The following is a 20,876-nucleotide window of genomic DNA, read 5'->3' on the forward strand; positions in this document are numbered from 1 at the left end:
TGTTTATCGCAAACTTTTCCAATAATAATTTTTGCTTCTCGTAATTAGCTGGTTATGTTTTTGTGATTTTAGTCAACTGGCAAATTTTATTAATGTCAATAATTGATCGTTTATAAATACGCAATAAAAAACTAATAATCAACACACAACATCATTTTCCCTCTCTCGTAGGACAATATCAATTTAACACATCTTCTCATCTAAAATTATACTGTATCTACCGAAAACCCACGGTAATCCTAGGGCTATACTACCTTAACTTGCTTACAAATCACTTGTATAACACTTATTTCACCCTTGCCTAATGACGGTGTAAGAAGTGTAAAAGGAATTTGTAACAGAGGAGAGGTAGTATAACCCTAGGATTACCGTGGATTCCGGGTAGAACTAAACCGGACGGATAAACTTAGAAATAGAACCCCAGATTAAAATAAAATTCGAGTTTCTTGTTCCAATCCGAAAGACTAAACATCAAATCAATAGGCCCCAAGTAAGAGTCACGGGAATAACCGACACCTCCACCCCAGATACCTTTACGCCCGAAGATATCAAAAAAACTATCATCTTGCATGGCATAATTCCCGACTAAAGAAAAATAGTGTTTTCTTCCTGCGCGTTGTCGCAACTCCAACCGCCCGACAAGTAAAGAATTTTCAAAAACTCCCACGTGATTGATCCCGAGAAAAGGAATTTGTTGCGCGGCATAACGCCCGAAAACCGTTCCCCCCATACAATTCAAGTATGAATACGCCGGGTTGTTCCCGATCAACACACGCCCATAGACGGCGGGCAGCATTTTCAAACGATCGGAAACCGCAATCACCGGGGTAAAATTCAAGGATAGTGCGGAAAAAGGAGCTCCCCCGTCATACGTTCCCATATTATCGGTATAAATCGAGTAAGAAGCTAAAAAAGAGATCCCCCGATTCGGATAGAAACGGCGGTCGTAAGTATCTAACTGAGCCAACCCGTAATAACTGAAAAAACCTTCCGGACGAACGTCTATAATCTCTTCCTCGTTGGCAAAAAGCAATGAATTATAATCGAAATACTCGTAACGCAAGCCCACCTGAAACTTAAAATTGCGGAAATAAAGACTGGACAACCCCAATTCCCCGAAATGATAACGGTAAGTTACATTATTCATCTTTTCCCCCTTGTGATAATAATTCACGTCATTATAACGGAACATATAAGCCAGATTAAACCGACGCAGGAAAGTATTTTCCAACGAGTATTCTATCTTCACGTAAGGATTCTGGCTCAATCGCCCCGTCAAGGCTACCTGTGAACCTCTCAAAGCCTTATAATTCAAGGTCGTGTTCAAAAGAATTGCCGCCATCTCCTCCGTGTCGAAACGGAAACCGACATTCACGGCACTCATGGGTTGAGCCTGTAATTCCAGCACCAGATCGTAAGGTGGTTTCCCTAACAAACGGTAACTCACGGCAGAAAAAGCCTTTGTCCCGTACAACATCGCCACCTCCCGGTGTATATCGGCAAGCGTCACCGCACTATTCTCCCGCAACCGCATTTTCCGGCGTACCCATCCTTCCTGCTTGGTCGTGAGTCCCTCGACGCGTATATCCCGGATATCAAACTCTTCCGGCAGGTACACGGCTGGTTGATCGGCTACTTTTTCATTCCGCCCTCCTATCAATTCTTTCACTCGCATGATTTCACCCCAATCCTGCAATGCCGCCACCTTACCCCTTGTCAACAAAGAGTCGATCGCGCGGGCACTAAAACTCGCGGCAGAATATCCTTTCACGTTCGGACGGATAACCAAGTCGGCAAGTTTCACGTTTTCCTCGTGTTTATTCATACAAAGCAAATTGATAATCTGCGGTATCACCCCGGAAACCGATTCCAGCTTATCCTCCGCCATCAAATCCGCTTGTACATCCACGCCGATCACGATTTCCGCCCCAAGGGCCCGTGCCACGTCTGTCGGGAAATTATTCAACACGCCCCCGTCTACCAGTACCCGATCACCCGCCATTACCGGCGTAAACGCTCCCGGGATAGCCATACTTGCCCGCATCGCCCGCACCAGATTTCCATCGGTCATCACGACCTCCTGCCGATTCAGCACGTCAGCAGCCACGCAAGCGAAGGGAATGGGCAATTTCAAAAAATCCAACGAATCATGATGCCCGATAGTCAGGTCTGTAAAAAGATTATACACGTTTTGTCCCCTGATAAACCCTACCGGACGACGTCTTCCCCGTTCGAAGGGGAAGGACAACACGTATTTCGCATCGTACTCTTTCTCGCTGAACGACAAATCGTAACGATTCACCTTATCGCTTAAAAGGAACATCCAATCCTGCGCCCGCACAAGGCTATCCAATTGATCGGCCGTGTATCCGATGGCATACAACCCTCCCACGATAGACCCCATACTCGTTCCCACTATCACATCCACGGGTATGCCCGCCTTTTCCAACACTTGCAATACCCCGATATGTGCAACACCCTTCGCTCCCCCGCCACTCAACACCAATCCCACCTTCTTCCGCTGGGCAGACACGTTGACCGCCAAACCGAGAAAAAGGACGAAGATGATTGAATAGCGTAATCTTTTCATTTCTTTATTTTTAAATTCTCAATCCAATCACCAATCTCTTTCAACGCCACGGGTGAAAAAGTTTGAGAGCAGTTTTCTCTATTATCAATATTAAACAAAACATCAAAGCAATTTCTTCAACTCATCTATATCAGGCAAAGCCTTACGCAATTTTTCAGGCATATCAGCAGAAGTATTATACGTGGCTACACCCATGGGTTTATCGTAATCTTGAATAACATATTCCACAAACTCTTTATTGGCATGTTTACAAAGAACAATACCAATAGAAGGATTTTCGTGTGGCTTTCGCACTTTATCATCTAATATACGGAGATATGTACTTAATTGTCCCAAATAGGTCGGTTTGAATTTACCTGTTTTCAATTCGACAACAACAAGTGCATTTAGTTCACGATTGAAAAATATAAGATCCGGAAAAAATTCTTCACCATAGACCTCAAGATGATACTGATTACCGACAAAAGCAAAATCTTGTCCAAAAGTCATGATGAATTTCTTAATATCATGGATAATCTTTTGCTCTACCACCCGTTCATCAATATCTGCAATGTCCCGTGTCCCCAATTCCTCCACGTTAATAAAATCAAGCATATACTCATCCTTAAAAGCATTGATGGCTCGAAATGCCAACTCCGATGATGTCAACTTTTGCAAAAAATTATTCGGTATTCGCGATTGATGGTGATAATCATCATTGCCAATAGCCTTTTTCAGACCATCTACAGATAAATGATAAATCGCACACTCATGAATATAGAAATATCGTTCTTTGAGTTCTTTGACCTTTGACAATATTGTATAATGATGAGTAAATGGTACTCGGAGAAAGTCTTCTAACGGAAAGTCTTCACAATTCGTTCCTCGCAAGGAACGAATTGCTATAGAATCCGTTTCATCAGTTGAAAGACTTTCATTAACCAGTTGTAAATCGTTCATTGCAATGAACGATTTATCTTCAAGCATATTCCACTCTTCATAAAATATGCGCATCTTCTTCATGTGTGCTTCAGAGAATCCTCGCAATCCGGGCATATCACGACGAAGTTTTTCGCTAATATAAGTCAATGCACTTGTACCCCAATAATTATCGCGTGAATGTGTCGAGATATAACGCCCAATTCCAAAGTATAGAGCCAATTGCTCGCTATTCACTTTTTGTACAGCCTGATATTGACTTTGCAGTATTGCCGTTTTAATAACTTCTGCCGCTCGATTATATTGATTCGTCAATGATATACTTTCTTTCATTATATACCTTTATCTTCTAAAACCGTTTTAACTTGATTTTGTTGTACAAATATAGTAAATTAAATGTCAGCCCCAGCAGGATGTCTGTTTATTACTCGTTTACAAAATATGGAACTTCAACCCGAACGAGAGGCTCAGAATATCGACCATCTTCACGTATTGATTCGTGAACTTCGAGATCAAGTACAGGTCACAAGTACTCAACTCGTAATATACCGTGATTCGACGGAAAGGGAAATTCTCTTTCATGTTCAGCGCGATACGTTGTCCCAGAAAAGCGTGGAAACGAACACGAGTCGAAAATTTGTAATAGTTATTCGGGTACTTCTCCGGTTCTTTCACCCAGAAATCACTTGCCAGCACGGTATTCACAAACAATCCCGTTTCAAGCGGCTCCAGCACCCAATTTTTCCCCAAAGAAACTTCCCAAGGCACATAATTTTGTTTCAACGTGAGCGTTACCTTGGTTTTATTAGATGAAAACCCCGGTACAAAACCAAACATAAACTCGGTTTCCCATTGCCGTTGCCGACCGTAGTCCCACCCCATACCTGCCGAGAGTAACCCGATCGAGCCGGCAAATTGCAAGTTTTGATACTTCGGGATCAAACTATTCCATTGATTTTGGTAACGTTCCAGTTTTCTTTTATGCCGTTCTGCACGTCTTTCCTCCCGATCATCCTTCTCGTCCCCCATCGCCCACGTGGTAAACGAAAGCAACACGGCCATAATTCCCGCTTTAATAATAGACCACTTCATACTCGTACCCCTCCGGTGTTAAAGTAAATAACAGATAATTTTTATCTTTCATACAACTACAACCTATATAAGGAATCCCGTCGTCAAAATGCTCCTCGTGGCGCAAACGATGACTATGGGCATGCATACAAAACTCCATACCGGGAAACGTTTTCAACATCGTGTGAAATACAAACCCTACGTTATTATTAAACTCGATATCCCCGGGTGGCACGTGCATAACCGGAATTGTCCGGGAAATACCGACGGTATCCTGCAATTCCGAATAGATAAACGAAAAATCGGGCACCGGATGAGAATAATCGAACTCCAGCGCGTTCGTGTTCACGCAAAGAAAAAGATTTTCGCCCGCACGAAAAGAAAAGTTCTCTTCCCCAAACACGTCAACAAACACATCCATCCCGTTCCCCAGTATATCGTGATTACCGAGCAAAGCCACGTAAGGTACACGTAACTTACCCATGATATCCCGTATCCACAGGAATTCTTTTGTCAACCCGAAGTCCGAGATATCCCCGCCGTGAATCACGAAATCCACGTCATCTCTTTTGTTCATGTGTTTCACGAAAGCCTCCGTCTCGTCATACCAGCGTTGAGTATCTCCCATGAGTACAAACCGTACCGTATCCTTATCGCGACACGCTTCCTCGATCAACGGGATATTCTTCTTGTTAATATCCAATTTCCCTGATAAACGGACATCATAAGGATGATACTCTATCAAATCACAACCGGCTATAAATATTGCCATCCAAAATAAAAAAATCCATTTTCTCATATCCAACACTTTTTTCCCAAATAATGCAAAAAGCAGACCAAACAGTATAAACGCTGAAATAAAAAAATATGCCCTAAACAGACACAGATATCAAAAATTATTTTATCTTTGTTTAGAAACTCGTGCAGGTAGTTCTTTTCCATGTGATGTGTATTGCTTTTTCATAACTAAGATGAATAAAATTCAAATAAAAAGATAGCGCACGATAATCGTCCGCTGAACAAAAGAACGCTATACGCGAGTCAGACGGGGGCTGTTGGCACAGCCCCCGTTATTCGTGAAATTTACATATCTTATCCTATTAACGGACAAACCGTAGCCCTGACATACCCGATTAAATCTTCCGGTTTTAAACGAATCTGCAACCCCCGCACTCCGGCGCTGATGAAAATATATTCAAATTGCAGACATGAATCGTGAATAAACGTGGGAAAAGCCTTCTTCATCCCGATAGGAGAACAACCGCCCCGGATATATCCGGTCACGGGAAGTAATTCTTTCATAGGGATCAAATCGGCCTTCTTATTCCCGGATGCTTTCGCCGCCAACTTCAAATCGACCTCATGATCTCCGGGAATCACGCAAACAAAGTGACCGTTCCGATCACCATGCAGCACGAGGGTTTTAAACACTTGTTCGATATTCTCTTCCAATTGCGCCGCCACGTGTGTCGCGGCCAAATCATGCTCGTCTACCTCATAGGGAATCAACTCGTAGGCGATTTTTGCCTTATCCAACAACCTTGCCGCGTTAGTCTTGTTTACCTTCTCTTTCATAATCCCTTATTTTGCGGGAACAAAAATACACAAATTTCATCGAAACATACTTGAAAGCAAAGCGAAAAGGAAGAAGAACGACCATGTTGACACTCGCAATAAACCAACGTTTTTTGATTGCGCAAATATACTCTTTTTTCACCAAAATTCGGCCGGATAGTTGTATTTTTAATTCTTTCATACTCAACCATCAAGGTACGAAAACAGTCTTTTCCTTGATACGCAAAATTTTAAGATGATTAAACGTTCATTTAAAAATTTGCCTATGAACATCGAGAAACACCCCGTCATTCTTATCGCGGAAGATAATGAAAGTAACTTTTTTCTCTTGCAGGAGATACTAAAAAAGCAGTACCGGATCATTCACGCGAAAAATGGTGTAGAGGTGGTTCAAATGTATCGAAACGAACACCCCGATGCCATACTCATGGACATCCGAATGCCTGAAATGGACGGTCTGGAAGCAACTCGCGCCATACGCGAATCGGATCAGGATATTCCTATTATAGCCGTCAGTGCCGATGCATACGAAGACGACAAACAAGCCGCTTATCAATGCGGTTGCAACGCGTACATCATGAAACCGATTAATTTCAGAGAATTAAAAGAGACATTACTTCTCCTGCTCACCCCTCATCCTCATTTCTGACCTCATCTTTTCACGGGCACCCATCGCACTGCATCGGCGAATATAAGCTGCACGGCATCCCCTTCCCACCCGTAGTCTTCCGTTTTCTCCCAACTTAACGAATCCCCTCCCCGGTCACTTAGCAAAACACTGTATTCTCCTGCATTAAAATCAAATTTACCCAAAGAGATCCATCCGGCGTCCTCGTTATCCAGTATAACTTCCACGTCTGTCATTCCCTCGTTGGAACCGATCCGGTAAAAAAGCCGGGCACCCTTTATAAACGTACCGCGAGCGGGTGTCACTTGGATATTCGGCACATACACCAAAACATCGTACACCCCGGGAGCATCAATTTTCACTCTCCATTCCACTTCCGATTTTCCCGTTCCGGCTATTTTATAATAAGCACTTTTCACGATATCACCATAACACTCGGAACTGGTCACGTGAGTCCAACGTTCGTGATCATAGATATATTCATACTTTTTATGTTCTGTTTTTTCAGAGAAATAAGCTGCCAACTTCTCCCTCTTCTTCTTCTCGTGAATAATCACGTTATCGTCATCGACAACCAAACCCGATTCTTTCCTTAAAAACACGGTACTGTCAGTATCCCAAATACCGGTACGCCCGTTTTTTGTTTTCTCCAACCGGTTTTCACCAAACTCCATAAGCTTATTCCCGGGAATATTCTGACAAAGATTCATATCCAAGAAAAAATAATCGTCACTTCCGAGCACAATTCGTATCTCTTTACAGCCGCGCGCCGGAACAAGGAAACTATGTTTTCCGGAAGAACTCCCTCCCTCTCCGGAAGTCCCCCTCTCGAGAATAGTGACAGTCCCATCCATCGGCGAAGGATTATACACTTTACAACTTGCTATCTTTTGCGCGTATTTCTCTTCCTCGAACAATTCCACCTTCATATCCCTTACATAAAAAACAGGCAGCATTTTCCCCTCGTAATACTTATCCAGAATATCACGGACATCTATCCCGAAACGAGCCTCGAACGCCTGTACAAACACGTCCAGCTCTATCCCGGCAAAAGCGTGTCGCTTCTTGAAATCTTTCGCGAAATCCACCAATTCCGACCTCCCCACGAGAGCCCGTAAATGACTCTCAATCTGAGCATATTTTCTATCCAACAATATACGCAGGTTATTCAATTTAATATCTTTATCCTCCAAAGCTTCCCGCAACGACTTGCCATCCCAATAATCCACCACTTCTTCATACTCCATATCTTCCGAGAAATAAATCATCGGACCGCGATACATCTCCTCTGCCGCCAGCAAATGATTAATGATACCCCCGACGCCCGGGTATTTGTCCGATGCCACGATTCCCCCGAAATCTTCAAACATGGCAACACAATTGAACGCCCCATCCTGAAGATTCAAAACCAAAATATTCCGTAAAGCGTCACTCTCCAACTCGAAACGCGTACGTTCATCATTTTCCCATGGCCAATACTGTACACGAAAATAATAAGCACTATACATTTTTTCCGGAACAAATATCATCTCCGGCAGAATAAACTCGCTTCCCACGCTCCCTTTTCGTTGATAGGGAATAAAATTCACGGGTGTTTCCACCACGGCAAAACGCCGGTACGGGTAATCGCCTCCCTTGTATTCCCAAACCTGACTTATAGGTTCTTGCAAAAGTATTTTCACGGAATCTGCACTCACCGTATAATCTCGTTCAAAAAAATCATGCCCCGGAAAATGATAAATCTCCATTTCCAAAGAATCCAAAACAATACTCTTTTTCTCGTAATACCCCAAGCTCAAACTTAAACGGGGCAAAGGGTTACGGTTTTCAAAACTAGCCACGTTCTCTTTCACGTTCATATTTCCCTGAGAAATCGCCGTTCTTTCTCCCACGTTCTCGACATGCAACGTATAACGGGTAAAATCATATCGACGAGTCAAAGGAGATAATATATTTACCGTGGGCACACTCACCGGATACCATAAACACTCGGGAACAAGAAATGTATAATCATCACCCACGCGGGCATAACACCATCCGTGACGAAAAAATTGATGAGGGCGTCGGGAAAAAAGGACTAAACGCGTATCATGGAACTCTTTATCCGTGAAATCGGGATAACAGACCGCTTCATCAATAAATCCTTCGTACTCCATGCGAAGATTCAGTTCCTCCCCGGAATCCAATTCCCGATCCACGATAACAACCTGCCCCTCACGCGTGAAAGGTACGGTATTTTCCTCCCGATCCCTCAAACTTGTCACCTGCAAACCGGGATTCAGGTACAGTATCGGATTCTTCAACCGGTTCGTGCGCTCATTCTCAAGCACCAGTTCACTTGTCACGTACATTCTTTCCCCTGCTTGACGGAAACGGATATCATGAGTTTTCACGTGCACGTTATCCACTCCCGCGTACTTTTGAAATACTTCCCGGTACATTTCTCTCCGTGCATTTATCCCTTGAAACTTCCCGACATACAAAAATCCGTCAAAAACTCCCGCCAGAATAAAAACAATCCCGATTCCCCGAATGATTCGAATCACCCTGCTCCGATCCGACAATCGCTTCATCATTCCCACGGCTAACAGGACGAACCCGATACCGGACAACATGAAAATCCCTCTCTGCAATACCGTCCATGCCGGTTTTGCCAACCCCGTCACATCCGAGAACAAAAGCGGCAAAGCCCGTCCCCACGGGTCAAACACACCCCATAAAATCTCCCCTGTCCCGAAATAAAACGCCCCCAACAAAGCAAATAAAACAAGAATTGCCAAAGCATGATTCTTTATTTGATTGACAATAATTAATCCCAAGCCCAACACGAAAATCAACGAGGGAATCGTCAACACGACCATATAAATCAAATAAATTCCCGGCTGAAAAGTCCCCGGCTCCCCAAACAACAAATGTACCCCCATCCCACACGCCATCGTCAACACGTTCATCAACAAACACACCTCCAGTATCCCCAACACCTTTCCGGTCTGGTATATCGTATTCGTCACGGGACGGCTTAAAAACACCACGTTCGTTTCCAAACGTCGATCCCTCCTGACAAAATCCACCCCGACAAAGATGACCATGATTCCCTGCACCAGACTATATAACCACGCGTTCAAATAAGGAATATAGGAAGGCAAAGCGACCTCCGCCCAAGAACTAATTCCCCATCTTCCCCCTCCTTGCCATAACCATTGAAACCCGGTAATACCGACTAACACACAAATCATGAAAATCCAGAATAACTTCCCGCGTGCTATCAGTCTCCGCTCGTAACGAGCTATCAGGCGAATATTGTCAAATGTCTTTCTCATTTTAATACCAATTACATACCCATCCCTTCACAAAGGTAGTTTTTAAAACTAAAAGATAAAAGCTAAAAACTAAAAGTTACGTATATTATAACTTCTAGTTTTTAGCTTTCAGAATCCGGTTCATTCGTAAAATAAACCTGTAACTCGCCGCAGGCGAATGTAACCTGCAACCTGTAACTCGCCTCCGGCGATTTATCTCTGCAACGGGAATTTCAATACCGGTTCTTTCTCTTTCTTCGGTTCAGACTTGTTGATCTCCACGTCTTCAATCAAAATAGAAGCCGGGTAAATCAACGAAGACAACACCTGACGGTTCAAAATATAATTGGACACATTTTCCTTGCTGGAAATATCCAATACCCGTTTGATTTTCGACAGATTAATCGCAGAAACATCACCGAAACGAACCTGCGTTTCGCTACCGTCTTTCACGTCTACCTTGTAAATCCGGGAAGCTGTTCCTGCCATACTACGCACGATATAGGCATAATCCAATCCCTCGTCCTTGGCTGCCTTAATCAAGGCCTTTTTCATCTTATCCTGCTTCGTACCTTTATCCACCTCGATATGAATTGTTCCCGGTGCCGTCACGTAAACAATGTCCTGTCCAGTCATCACGAATCTGGAACTACCCGTGGAATGAGGAGTCTTCAATGAAGGTACTCGCCCGTTCAACATCTGGCGTAAAATACCTTTATCCACCAGCGTCATCTCCTTTGCCGGAACAACACCTTCCGCGTCAATCTCGTAAGCTCCCAATAACGGCACCCCGTTATATTTATCCAACGTGCTGTAATTCTTTACCGTCAAACGGTTATCCATGATCTTTCTTCCGATACGTCCGTCCAAAGTCTTGGCTGCACCTCCACGACCGCCTTCAGGTTTCCGGTAAGCGAACAATCCGCCTTGATTCAACAAGTTGTTCGTGAAAATAGCTGAACTGGCACCATCCTCGAAAAGCACCGGACCGGAATAAAACTCTTCCACTTCGGGAGCATCTTTCAATTTAATCAGATTCTCGGCAAAAGCTTTTACGTTTTTCTTCAGCTCTTCCAGTGAAGGCATATCCTGCGGACGAGCCACCAACACGGAATAGACATCTCCGATTTTCACGCCATCCGCCGTGTTCACGAATCCCTGTGCATAGAAATTAACGTAAGAAACCGGTTGCTTCATGGTTACCCCTTCGCTGGTTTGCTTGTACACTTCCATGTCCAGACCGCTGATACCCACGGATGAATTGTAAATATCCTTGTAACCCTTGAAGATAGCGGAAAGTTCGCGAATCGCGTTTTCCCACTCTTTCATGTTAATATCATAGGGCTTGCTCTCCACTATTTTCGTGATCGGCTCTGCCTTTACCAGATCAGGTAAAGCAGCCTCTTCCGGTGTTTGCGGGTTAGCTTTCAAGGCAGCCTCTTTAGCCGCTGATTCCTGTAATGCCCATTTATAAGCAGCATCCGTCACCAACCAGTAGTTCTGACGAATCATATCATAATCCGCCTCGGCAGGCATACCTATTTTCAAGAATTGACCGATGTAACGGGAATCACTCGTGTTGTCATAATTTCCCAACAGCAATTGCGAAGAACCGATACCCATCCAAGGTAATTCCATTGAACTCGTGATAGCCCCCAACACTCCCGATACCTCGAATTGACGATATCTTCCTAGAGAATAGGACAAATAAAACGGCTTATCCATTCCCGGCAAAGCCAAATTTTCCTTATTTCTCTGCAACTCATCCTGCATGGCTTTAAAAATCACCTGATCTTGCTCGCTTTGTGCGACAACCGGACCGAGCAGCAGGAAAAACAATAATAGTGATAATATATATTTCATCGTATTAATTTTAGATTTAATGATTTTAGATTTTAGATTTCCCCGCTCATGCCAACACTCCTTTTAACTCTAAATTCTAAACGTCAAATTTCTTTTAGTTTTTAGCTTTTTTCTCCAATCCCGGAGCCGATAAAATCGGTAAAATATCCTGTGATTTGGCTTTCCGTTGCGTTTCTACTTTGTTTACCAAAATAGTCGGAGAAATTGCCGTAACAGGGATAGAACCGGACTCGGCACCACACATACCCGTGAATACACGAGCGTCATTTCCCGCGTAAATAATATTCGAGAACATGGAAAGGGGAGTTCCGATCAGATCCACGCCGCGTACCAATTGGTCGGGACGACCGTCCGCGAACACTTTGTACACTTCCAGCGGGGTAACGTTAAAGGAGTTCGTTCCCCCTTTTCCGGTGAACGTGAATCCACTCGTTACCTCTTTAAAGAAATAACCGTATTCTTTACCTTGTTTTTTCACTTCCTCGATCAACAATTGGCGCAACTCTTCCGGAGTTTTCGGGTTAGAAGTCTCGATCACCAAATTAGACTGGCGAGATACCGGATCAAATCCACCCATAGCCCGCGCGTGCCCGTTCGAGCGAGGATGCCCGTCAATCGGGGTGCGAGTCATCAGGAACTCGTTCAACTTGCCGTTCACAACCACGTCTACCCGTTCAGCCTTCACACCTTGGTCGTCATATTTATAGAAACCGTTCAAATCCTCCCCGGCATATTCCCGGATTGTCGGGTCATCATACACGTGCATATCAGCAGGCAACACGTACTCACCAACCATTTTTTTGAACGTCTGTCCGTCACTCTCGCTCTTCATGCGTTGTCCTTCAACACGGTGACCGAATATCTCGTGGAAGAATACCCCGCTGGCAGGACCGGACAACAAAGCCGGACCCGTGTAGGGATCTACCATCGGAGCGACACGCAATGCTTCAAGAGTTTTTACCATTTCTTTCGCGTCGGCGATGATCTTGTCGTTTGACGGCAGATCTTTCGGATCATAAGCAAAATAAGAAAGATTCAACGGCAATTCCATTCCGTCGTCAGCCTTCGTCTCCCCGAATACCATAATCCGGGCATACGGCAGATTCTGAACAACCTCCGTACCTTCGCTATTCACGAAATAACGTCTTTCCACGGTATAAATCATCATAGCGTCACCTTGCATGATTCCGGGTTGATTTTTGAACACGGCGGAAATTTCCTTCAACCGTTTCGCCCACTCGTCCAGATCAATTTTAGTTTTTTCTACCGGGAGCGGAGCCTCGTAATACTTTTCTACCGGAACTTCCGAGAAATAAGGAGCCTTATCCTCTTCCTCCACGTTCACCGTCGTCTGCGCTTTGGTTCTCTGGTACATATCCACGGCAAACTTGTAACGGTTGTTTGTCTCGTTCCAGATAGCTTGACGAATGGCATCTTCATTATTATCCTCGTCCAAAGGCAATCTGGCTGACGAAGGCTGTTGCGCCCCCATCTGGGCAAACTTGAAATTATCTAATGTTGCATCTCCCAAACGAATTTGCGGTACTAAAGTCCGGGAACGATATTGTTGACTGTTCATCAACGCCCCGAAAGAAGTGGATACCACGGACGTGGTCACATCAATAACCCTGTAATTCATGTGATACGGGGGAAACTCTTCGCCTTTCAGTTCCTTCATCTGTTGTGCCAACTCTTCCTTGAGTAAACTCAACAACTTATCCTGTGCCTGCCCGTAAGTTTTCGGTACAAACAACAAGGTGAGAAAGCAACTCAAAATAATCCATACTGTTTTTCTCATGTGTGTAATAGTTTTAATCTTGTAAATAATAAATAGTCTGAAAACACGCACTATTTTCGCTAACAAATATAAAACGATTCTGTATGGTTACAAAATGCAATCGATTTAAATTTTAGTTAAACCCGAGAAAAAATAAAAAAAGGGGATTTCCCATCACGGTACTTTCACCCTCCTAGACAAATTAGAATTCAAAAAACATTACATTTACATGTAACTATCTTGTAAAAAAAACGTTTTCAAAAAAGCCTCCGGTTATTAAATAGAACGTCAACTCGGATTTAACAAAAAAAGTGTATGCACACTTCCGGAGGCTTATTCCTTCATTTGTGCTATACACTTCTTTATTATTTCTCGAATTGACAAAGCAAAGGTATAGATTTCTTTATTAAAAACCACATAAAAATAAAATAATTTATACTTTAATTCCGACCTTCAATATTCCACCTGTTACCTCCCTACTATATTCTTCGCCAATATCGCACACCTATTACACTATGTGTAAATAGGTTAATCAAATCTTCCTATTCTCTTTCCCCATCGTCGTTTCAACCAAGCCACAACCACGGAACTCACGATTCCCCCGATAATACTGATCACTCCGGCAAACAAATGATCTGCCATCTGCGACAACACCGAATTAAAACTCAATGTCGAGAACATTCCTATTATAAAATAATTCATACGATTGAAAGTTGAAAATTGAAAATAATAGAAGCCAGCCGCCCCGACGCAAAGCCCCGTGCGACTGAAATCTAAAATCAAAAATGGCAAATCAAGAAATCAATAAGCTGTCTGATGCCATCTTCCCATTATCCAGCGTGGCGAAGCAATACGCTTTAACCTTAGTGTTGTCCCACTCATCCGGTAGCGCGTAACTCGTGCTACCACCTTCACCGCGGACTCTCAACGTTATTAATCTCGCCCGCTCTCGTACCGTCTCGTACAACACGCCATACACTTGATCTCCGGCAAACGCGTACCCATCCTCTTCCTCTTGCATCTCTTGCACAAACTGGAACTTCTTACTTTCCTCATCGTAATTCACGGTCACCTTTGGCGGATTAAGCATCCCCGCGGCAACCTGCAAAAGATCGAAATCTATTGTTCCCACGTTTTTCTCATCCACGGTTACCGCTTTCATATTCCGTGCCACGAAAGCATTCGACGTGGTCCCGTTCCCCACACCCGCGAAGCCTTTCCGAATGATCGGCAGAAGACTTCGGGATAACTGTACCACAGCTTTCATTTTCGCCCGCTGTACCAGTATCTCCGGTGTCGGGTTGTCTTTCCTTGAAAAAACTTTCGCTTTCGCGATATTTTTCCTTCTCGTGTAACACAACGTGATGTTACCTACTGATTTTCTCGCTTTACCTAACAAATAAGAATTAAATTCTGCCATAAAACAATTGAAAATTAAAAGTTGAAAATTGAAAATTTACTTATTCTGTGATTGCCGATTAAACGATTCCGTAATTACAAAATCATAAATCGGAAATCACTCAATCAAAATCATAAATCGGAAATCATAAATCATAAATTTTTAAACGCCTCTTCCAACGCCGGTCCCGGATCCTGTTTTCTTGTTGTTATATCCGAGTGGCCTACCACGTTCTTGATCGGGTAATGTTTTTGAAGCAATCGGCAAACTTGTGCCAATACCTGAACCTGTACCCGCATGTAGCGATGCCAAAAAGTCGGCACGTCCCCCTTGTCATCCGTGTACACCTCTTCTACCGGGACCTCCCGACCACATTCGGCAAAAAACTTTTTCCCTTTCTGCCGGAGTTTCCCGAGATTATCCAACTCGATCCCGATAGAATAATGATTCAATTCGGCACGTCCCGCGTACCAGCTTCTTCCGGCATGCCATGCCTCGATATTGAACGGCACAAGTTGAAAAACTTTCCCGTCCCGCCCGATTACCAGATGTGCCGAAGCCGCCACATCCGGCCGGGTAAGATAAATCGCGGAAGATTCACCACTCACACCCGCGGTATAATGCAACACGATCATATCCGGCTCCTTTAACGAGCGTGTATTCTTCGAACACACCAAATGCACCACCCCATCCCCGTCACCCATCAAACGATGGTTGACAATTGAAAATGGAGAATTAAAAATTGAAAATGCCATACTAAATAATTTAAAGTTTAAAACAATAAAAAGTTATTTACTCATACAAATGCAAAAAAAGGCGTGTAAACCTTGATAATTGGTTTACACGCCTTTTATAATAAAAGATTTAATTTCTACATGATAGTGAAGCTGATTTTCCGCCCCAATCCTTGAAATATTTTAAACAACGTAGAAAGCTGAATATCTGTATGACCGTTTTCTATACGGGAGATATAACTTTTTTTTGTTCCGATTTTAGCCGCAAGTTGTTCTTGCGTCATCCCTGCTTTCAAACGTTCGGCTTTCAATTGTTCTCCGATGATAAAAGCCTCACAACTATTTTCAAAGTTATCACGCTCCGCTGTCCCCGGTACACCGAAATCTTCAGTAATCAAATCCTCTATCGAGGTACATCCCATTGTTTTCAATTCTTCATTGTTCATCTCTTCCTCCTCCTTTCATTTCTTTATTAGCAAAATATTCATGCATAAGCCGTTTAGCTCGTTCGATCTCCCCCAAGGGAGTCTTTTGTGTTTTCTTCTGAAACCCGTTAAACAATATCACTAGATTTCCTTCATCCATACAACAGAAAATACGATAAATATTTCCACCTTCTTCTACTCGAATTTCATAAAGTCCCTTTACTCCGGTAATAGCTTTAAAAAATTTCTCAGGTATCTGCTCTAAAGTCATTATATAAATAAAAACCTGATAAACTTTGCGCAATGCATCCCTAGACAAGTCCTTCTTGAACTCTTTGAAGTAGTCAGCATAAACCACTACTTGGCGGACATATTTTCTCTTTTCTGTCATAGATAAATATTCTACGCACAAAGATAACTAATTAGTGAACAAAGAACAATTATTTTACTACTTTATTTCATTATACGTGCAAACCAATATATCAAAGAACATTTTTTTCACCCCAACAATTTCACGCTCACGAATCAATCAAAGCCCCCCAATCACGGAATTACCTAATCGGCAATCATTAAATCACTGAATTAGCGCCGCTTGCGCGTGAAAGCCTGCATGATTTTCTCCCCGCTCCTTCCCACCACGTATCCGCCTATTCCGATTTCCAGTAAATCCCAGAAGCGGGAAGTATCGGAGAGAATCGGCAGACTCGTGAAAGTACCGACAAGAACAATCAAGGCAAATATCAACATTACCAACGGTCGCCACGAGCGTTGTAACCAATTGCCACGAGCTTCTTCCACCAACACGGCAGTCCGAGCTTCCATCACCCGTTGTTCCCACTCCATGAACACCCGCAACAGATCCGTTTCCAGTTGCTTTTTCTCCCTCGCCGGGAGCGTCAGGCGATCGACCAACTCGCCAACCGCACTGACAATTCCGGTTACAGGCTTCATTTCCAGCCTTGAATTTTAATAAAATCCGACGGATAATAATACCTCCTCCCACAAATCTGACATTTCCGCACCTTATCTTTCTCCGCGTACCGTTCCAAAGTGCGGCGGTGAATCTCCAATTTTTTGCATAAAGCCTCCTCACTCATCATCTGCTCGAAAGGAGATTGTTTCAACTCCCGCAACCTCGACTCGATCATGCACAAACGCAGAGAAATACCTTCTTGCAGCTCGACTACCGTCACCAGTAACTTTTCATTCTTTTCCATCGTTCATTATAAATATAGGATTAATATTATCACCATCTCCTCGCATCCAATTTTTCAATATGATCTTCCAGCGACGTCCTCAATCGCTCGATCAACGCCGTCGGGTGGGGTCTTGCCAGCGACTTGCTGATCAACGAGTAATAATCCGGGTTCAAAGGCAGATTCCATACCCGGCAGAAAAAACGAATAAACTCCTTTTCCGCCATATCCCCCGTCAGACACCGAACGATACCCGAACGATAGAAACAAGCCAACAACTCCCCCAGTTCCATATCGTCTAACGACAGGGTAAACACGGAAGGCAACACCGCAGGTTCCGAACAAAAACATCGGGCATAACGCAGGTACGACTCTCTCTGCACCAGCACGAAACGATTGATCATTTCCCGTGTATCGGCATCCAGCTGTTTGAACTGCACCAACTCATCTCCCCGCGTAATCCTCAAGTAGCGATGCAATGTCCCGTCTTTCCGGGGTGAGAACACCTCTTCCAATTCCAACACCCGTTCGCTCAACATCTTCCAGATCATAAAACTCCGCTGTCCCCGGACTGCAGTCTCCGCCATCATCGGACAAACCGCCAATTCCAGATCCAAAAGTTCCAAACGCATCCCCCCTTCCCATTCATAACCGTTATAACGAATCGGAGCTGCAGGATCGCCCGTCAATTCCGCCTTTGCCTCAAACAATAGATTCAAGTACTTCAATAAATCATTTTTCTTGCTCATATCTTCAGGTATTGTGTATTAGAAAACGCTTTCCTGTCGGGAGTCCCGAAAAAACAATAAACATGCACCCGGGTTCCTTTTCTCCTCGTCAACGGGAATGTCACCTTTTCATCCAAACGCTTGGCCCCGATTCCCTCCACGACTACCGGGGAAAAAGAACGATTCCCGTACAACAACACGACAGTCAACCCGTCGTCGGCATCCCCGAATCCGTCCCACGTGTCAGCCTCCCATCGCAATGTCACCCGGTCTTCAGCGTCCACCTCCGCCTCCAACTCGTACACACCCCGGCGTTTCCCTGCCGAGAATTGCAGTAACGAAAAATCCCCGATTTTCCCGTTCGCCTTAAAGGCTTCCAGATTCATCTTCATAAACAAGGAAAAACCATTCATCCTTGTCCCTTTTGCCGATACGTCCAGCACATCCCGCAACGAAGTTTCTTTCAATTTCTGGTAAAAACGCACTGCCACCCGGAACCTCGAACGTACCGCCTGCTGTTTCGGCGTATTGGGATCATTTCTATTCACCGCCAACGCCCTCGCGAACGTTTTTCCGTTCATGGTACAGAAAACGGTGTTCCCCACTTTCCCCCGAATCTTAAATAAACTACTTACTTCTGCCATAATTTTTCATTTAAAAATTTATACTCCAAAATCCACTGACATATCGTCAAACTTTGATGATGCAAACATACAACCCTTTCACCCGTCCGCCTTGCAGGGTGAACATGGACAATTCGTGACAATAACAGACTCTCACCAAAAAAGACAAAAAAATCAGGAGATGTGGCAAAACACACCTCCTAATGAATTACAATTTTTTCCGCGAACTATTACTCGACCACCTTCCAATCCGACACTGTTCCCGTTTCCGACGAGAAACTAACCCCGATACGATACAGCCGACGCTCATCTTCCAAGTAAGGCAACGCGTACCCCTTCTCCTCTATCTGGCGCAATGCCTCGTCCGCCGTACCGTCCAACTTGAATTCGAAAATATAAATATAATGATCGGTCTCGATGATACAATCCACTCGTCCCTCGCTCTGCTGCTTCTCCGTGTAAACCGTGTAAACGCTAACCAAACGCATCAACAAATAGAACGTGTAATGAAAATACCGCTCTTTCTCACGTTCGTTTTCCTTACGACGCATCGTGTAAGGAATACTACTCAAAAACGAGGTCAACAAGCGACGGAATTTTTCCGTGTCACCATCCTGTAAGGTATCCACCGTATCCTGTACCCAATTATTAATGCTTGTTCGCGGCTTCAAGTAATCTGAAGCCACCATGGTCAAGAAACCGTTTTTCACCTCGTTATTCGGGAAATCGAGCAAAAACGTGTTACGACGCATATTGTATCCTTTGATCGTCAAGTAACCACTCTGGTAGATCATCGGTAAAGGTTTTTCAACGTCTGCCTTGTAATCCACAAATTCAGGAGTTTCATAATAACGCCCCGTCAGTTCATTCAGATTTTCTCTAGTGTGATTCAATAGACGAATAAGATAAGACGGGGTACCACTCCGGAACCAATAATCTTGAATCATCATTGCATCCAAAGCATTCAATAAACTGAACGGATTATAAACATCCACTAACCGCGGACCGAAATGATAACCGTCATACTGACGTTTCAACAACTGCCTCATCCCTTCCGCATCATAATGATAAACCTCTGCCATCTCCGTCATGGGTGATGCAAAATAATAATCCAACTCATCTTGCGTAATCCCGCAAAGAGCCTCATACCGACCATCCATACTGATATCTTTCGGTTGATTGAAACCACTGAACACGCTCACCTGCGAGAATTTCGTCACTCCTGTCAGGAAAACAAATTGCAAATGCTCGTCAGCCGCCTTGAAAACAGAATAAAAACCTTTCAGTACCCCACGGTTCCATTCCTCCAGCAGCATCCGGTTGCCATCCACGGTCACCTCTATATTTGTATCCAACACGTCAAGAATCGGCTTGTCATATTCGTCTATCAACACCACGGCTCGATGCCCCGTCCACTCGTGTGCTTTCTCTAGCAATTGGATAAAACGATCCCCCACGTCCAAACCTCCATTTTCTAAACCGAATTCTTCCTCCCAACGGGATACATATCCTTGGAGCACGTTCTCTAACGTTTCCCCTTTCAAAAAATTCCGTCCGTTAAAATCAATATGAAACACCGGATACACCAACCAATCCTTCTCCAATTCGTCAATCGCCAGCCCCTTGAAAAGTTCCTTCCGTCCCAAAAAATAATTCTTCAGTGTAGACACCAAAAGACTCTTCCCGAAACGACGCGGACGACTCAAAAAATAGATTTTTCCTTCTTTCACCAACGAGTAGACCAAGGCGGTCTTGTCCACGTAAACATAACCGTCCTCGATGATTTGGTCAAAACTCTGGATTCCTATCGGGTACTTCATCTTCAAAATCGTTTTAAAGTTGTTCATACAAAGATATTACAATATTTTCCATGTCCCAACATGTCAAAGAACTTTTACCGATTCCTTCTGAAAATCTGCCAATTATCTCTCACGTTAAAATCTTAACCAGCCCCTTCTCTCGTTCTTTCCCCGTTGTTCTGTCATTATTTCCCCGTTTCGAAACGACTAAACTTTGACTGCACAACGTGAGAACATCTTACCCCCTTCTC

Annotated in this window: 19 protein-coding genes; 1 reads left to right on the forward strand and 18 read right to left on the reverse strand. The window is 43.8% G+C overall.

The annotated features are described in order from the left end of the window. Positions 1-406: 406 nt before the first annotated feature. From ACK8P8_RS17505 to ybaK, 5 genes are all read right to left on the reverse strand, one after another. Positions 407-2,590 carry a patatin-like phospholipase family protein gene (locus ACK8P8_RS17505; RefSeq protein ID WP_369858741.1) on the reverse strand — a complete coding sequence of 728 codons (2,184 nt, stop codon included), beginning with the start codon at positions 2,588-2,590 and terminating at the stop codon, positions 407-409. Positions 2,591-2,692: 102 nt separating this feature from the next. Beyond that, the gene (locus ACK8P8_RS17510; protein WP_369859070.1) at positions 2,693-3,829 is read right to left on the reverse strand and encodes a PDDEXK nuclease domain-containing protein; all 1,137 of its coding nucleotides are present in this window, start codon (positions 3,827-3,829) and stop codon (positions 2,693-2,695) included. Between the two features lie 111 nt (positions 3,830-3,940). Then, the gene (locus tag ACK8P8_RS17515) at positions 3,941-4,600 is read right to left on the reverse strand and encodes a hypothetical protein (protein WP_099293315.1); all 660 of its coding nucleotides are present in this window, start codon (positions 4,598-4,600) and stop codon (positions 3,941-3,943) included. Beyond that, complete coding sequence (locus ACK8P8_RS17520) at positions 4,581-5,378, reverse strand: metallophosphoesterase family protein (protein WP_369858742.1); 798 nt, start codon at positions 5,376-5,378, stop codon at positions 4,581-4,583. The genes ACK8P8_RS17515 and ACK8P8_RS17520 overlap by 20 nt, the downstream gene beginning before the upstream one ends. 293 nt (positions 5,379-5,671) lie before the next feature. Continuing rightward, complete coding sequence (gene ybaK / locus ACK8P8_RS17525) at positions 5,672-6,154, reverse strand: Cys-tRNA(Pro) deacylase (RefSeq protein WP_099293319.1); 483 nt, start codon at positions 6,152-6,154, stop codon at positions 5,672-5,674. 265 nt (positions 6,155-6,419) lie between these two features. Here ybaK and ACK8P8_RS17530 point away from each other — a divergent pair, with 265 nt between their 5' ends. Further along, a complete protein-coding gene (locus ACK8P8_RS17530) occupies positions 6,420-6,803 on the forward strand; it encodes a response regulator (RefSeq protein WP_099293323.1) in 384 nt (127 codons plus the stop codon). A 2-nt stretch (positions 6,804-6,805) separates the two neighbouring features. Here the strand turns inward: ACK8P8_RS17530 and ACK8P8_RS17535 are convergent, their stop codons facing one another. The 13 genes from ACK8P8_RS17535 to ACK8P8_RS17595 form a co-directional block, all read right to left on the reverse strand. After that, entirely contained in the window at positions 6,806-10,102 is a 3,297-nt protein-coding gene (locus tag ACK8P8_RS17535) for a golvesin C-terminal-like domain-containing protein (RefSeq protein ID WP_369858743.1), read from the reverse strand. A 192-nt stretch (positions 10,103-10,294) separates the two neighbouring features. Beyond that, positions 10,295-11,944: a metallopeptidase TldD-related protein gene (locus tag ACK8P8_RS17540; RefSeq protein ID WP_227217807.1), complete on the reverse strand. Its 1,650-nt coding sequence runs from the start codon at positions 11,942-11,944 to the stop codon at positions 10,295-10,297. 94 nt (positions 11,945-12,038) lie between these two features. After that, positions 12,039-13,742: a TldD/PmbA family protein gene (locus ACK8P8_RS17545; RefSeq protein WP_099293327.1), complete on the reverse strand. Its 1,704-nt coding sequence runs from the start codon at positions 13,740-13,742 to the stop codon at positions 12,039-12,041. Between the two features lie 507 nt (positions 13,743-14,249). After that, entirely contained in the window at positions 14,250-14,423 is a 174-nt protein-coding gene (locus ACK8P8_RS17550; protein WP_176555116.1) for a hypothetical protein, read from the reverse strand. A gap of 91 nt (positions 14,424-14,514) precedes the next feature. Beyond that, positions 14,515-15,141: a DUF6266 family protein gene (locus tag ACK8P8_RS17555; protein WP_099293335.1), complete on the reverse strand. Its 627-nt coding sequence runs from the start codon at positions 15,139-15,141 to the stop codon at positions 14,515-14,517. A 131-nt stretch (positions 15,142-15,272) separates the two neighbouring features. After that, positions 15,273-15,875, reverse strand: a complete 603-nt coding sequence (locus ACK8P8_RS17560; RefSeq protein ID WP_369858744.1) for an N-acetylmuramoyl-L-alanine amidase — start codon at positions 15,873-15,875, stop codon at positions 15,273-15,275. A gap of 116 nt (positions 15,876-15,991) precedes the next feature. After that, on the reverse strand, positions 15,992-16,300 hold the full coding sequence (locus ACK8P8_RS17565; protein ID WP_227217805.1) for a helix-turn-helix domain-containing protein: 309 nt from the start codon (positions 16,298-16,300) through the stop codon (positions 15,992-15,994). After that, a complete protein-coding gene (locus ACK8P8_RS17570) occupies positions 16,290-16,670 on the reverse strand; it encodes a type II toxin-antitoxin system RelE/ParE family toxin (protein ID WP_227217804.1) in 381 nt (126 codons plus the stop codon). Before ACK8P8_RS17570 ends, ACK8P8_RS17565 begins: the two co-directional genes overlap by 11 nt. Before the next feature lie 191 nt (positions 16,671-16,861). Beyond that, positions 16,862-17,230 (reverse strand): 3TM-type holin, encoded by a 369-nt coding sequence (locus ACK8P8_RS17575; RefSeq protein ID WP_099293337.1) that lies wholly within the window; start codon positions 17,228-17,230, stop codon positions 16,862-16,864. Continuing rightward, positions 17,227-17,496, reverse strand: a complete 270-nt coding sequence (locus ACK8P8_RS17580) for a hypothetical protein (RefSeq protein ID WP_186976506.1) — start codon at positions 17,494-17,496, stop codon at positions 17,227-17,229. The genes ACK8P8_RS17575 and ACK8P8_RS17580 overlap by 4 nt, the downstream gene beginning before the upstream one ends. A 29-nt stretch (positions 17,497-17,525) precedes the next feature. Beyond that, positions 17,526-18,224 carry a hypothetical protein gene (locus ACK8P8_RS17585; protein WP_303179911.1) on the reverse strand — a complete coding sequence of 233 codons (699 nt, stop codon included), beginning with the start codon at positions 18,222-18,224 and terminating at the stop codon, positions 17,526-17,528. Further along, a complete protein-coding gene (locus ACK8P8_RS17590) occupies positions 18,221-18,847 on the reverse strand; it encodes a DUF6266 family protein (RefSeq protein WP_369858745.1) in 627 nt (208 codons plus the stop codon). The genes ACK8P8_RS17585 and ACK8P8_RS17590 overlap by 4 nt, the downstream gene beginning before the upstream one ends. A gap of 209 nt (positions 18,848-19,056) precedes the next feature. After that, positions 19,057-20,646: a PD-(D/E)XK nuclease domain-containing ATP-binding protein gene (locus tag ACK8P8_RS17595; protein ID WP_099294674.1), complete on the reverse strand. Its 1,590-nt coding sequence runs from the start codon at positions 20,644-20,646 to the stop codon at positions 19,057-19,059. Between the last annotated feature and the right edge of the window lie 230 nt (positions 20,647-20,876).

Source organism: Butyricimonas muris (assembly GCF_046365375.1).
In the GTDB taxonomy this organism is placed as follows: domain Bacteria; phylum Bacteroidota; class Bacteroidia; order Bacteroidales; family Marinifilaceae; genus Butyricimonas; species Butyricimonas muris.

Excerpts from the sequence above, each read along its gene's own strand:
- ACK8P8_RS17505 (WP_369858741.1), bottom strand. The coding sequence starts at position 2,590 with ATGAAAAGATTACGCTATTCAATCATCTTCGTCCTTTTTCTCGGTTTG.
- ACK8P8_RS17515 (WP_099293315.1), bottom strand. The coding sequence starts at position 4,600 with ATGAAGTGGTCTATTATTAAAGCGGGAATTATGGCCGTGTTGCTTTCG.
- ACK8P8_RS17520 (WP_369858742.1), bottom strand. The coding sequence starts at position 5,378 with ATGAGAAAATGGATTTTTTTATTTTGGATGGCAATATTTATAGCCGGT.
- ybaK (WP_099293319.1), bottom strand. The coding sequence starts at position 6,154 with ATGAAAGAGAAGGTAAACAAGACTAACGCGGCAAGGTTGTTGGATAAG.
- ACK8P8_RS17530 (WP_099293323.1), top strand. The coding sequence starts at position 6,420 with ATGAACATCGAGAAACACCCCGTCATTCTTATCGCGGAAGATAATGAA.
- ACK8P8_RS17535 (WP_369858743.1), bottom strand. The coding sequence starts at position 10,102 with ATGAGAAAGACATTTGACAATATTCGCCTGATAGCTCGTTACGAGCGG.
- ACK8P8_RS17540 (WP_227217807.1), bottom strand. The coding sequence starts at position 11,944 with ATGAAATATATATTATCACTATTATTGTTTTTCCTGCTGCTCGGTCCG.
- ACK8P8_RS17545 (WP_099293327.1), bottom strand. The coding sequence starts at position 13,742 with ATGAGAAAAACAGTATGGATTATTTTGAGTTGCTTTCTCACCTTGTTG.
- ACK8P8_RS17550 (WP_176555116.1), bottom strand. The coding sequence starts at position 14,423 with ATGAATTATTTTATAATAGGAATGTTCTCGACATTGAGTTTTAATTCG.
- ACK8P8_RS17555 (WP_099293335.1), bottom strand. The coding sequence starts at position 15,141 with ATGGCAGAATTTAATTCTTATTTGTTAGGTAAAGCGAGAAAATCAGTA.
- ACK8P8_RS17560 (WP_369858744.1), bottom strand. The coding sequence starts at position 15,875 with ATGGCATTTTCAATTTTTAATTCTCCATTTTCAATTGTCAACCATCGT.
- ACK8P8_RS17565 (WP_227217805.1), bottom strand. The coding sequence starts at position 16,300 with ATGAACAATGAAGAATTGAAAACAATGGGATGTACCTCGATAGAGGAT.
- ACK8P8_RS17570 (WP_227217804.1), bottom strand. The coding sequence starts at position 16,670 with ATGACAGAAAAGAGAAAATATGTCCGCCAAGTAGTGGTTTATGCTGAC.
- ACK8P8_RS17575 (WP_099293337.1), bottom strand. The coding sequence starts at position 17,230 with ATGAAGCCTGTAACCGGAATTGTCAGTGCGGTTGGCGAGTTGGTCGAT.
- ACK8P8_RS17580 (WP_186976506.1), bottom strand. The coding sequence starts at position 17,496 with ATGGAAAAGAATGAAAAGTTACTGGTGACGGTAGTCGAGCTGCAAGAA.
- ACK8P8_RS17585 (WP_303179911.1), bottom strand. The coding sequence starts at position 18,224 with ATGAGCAAGAAAAATGATTTATTGAAGTACTTGAATCTATTGTTTGAG.
- ACK8P8_RS17590 (WP_369858745.1), bottom strand. The coding sequence starts at position 18,847 with ATGGCAGAAGTAAGTAGTTTATTTAAGATTCGGGGGAAAGTGGGGAAC.
- ACK8P8_RS17595 (WP_099294674.1), bottom strand. The coding sequence starts at position 20,646 with ATGAAGTACCCGATAGGAATCCAGAGTTTTGACCAAATCATCGAGGAC.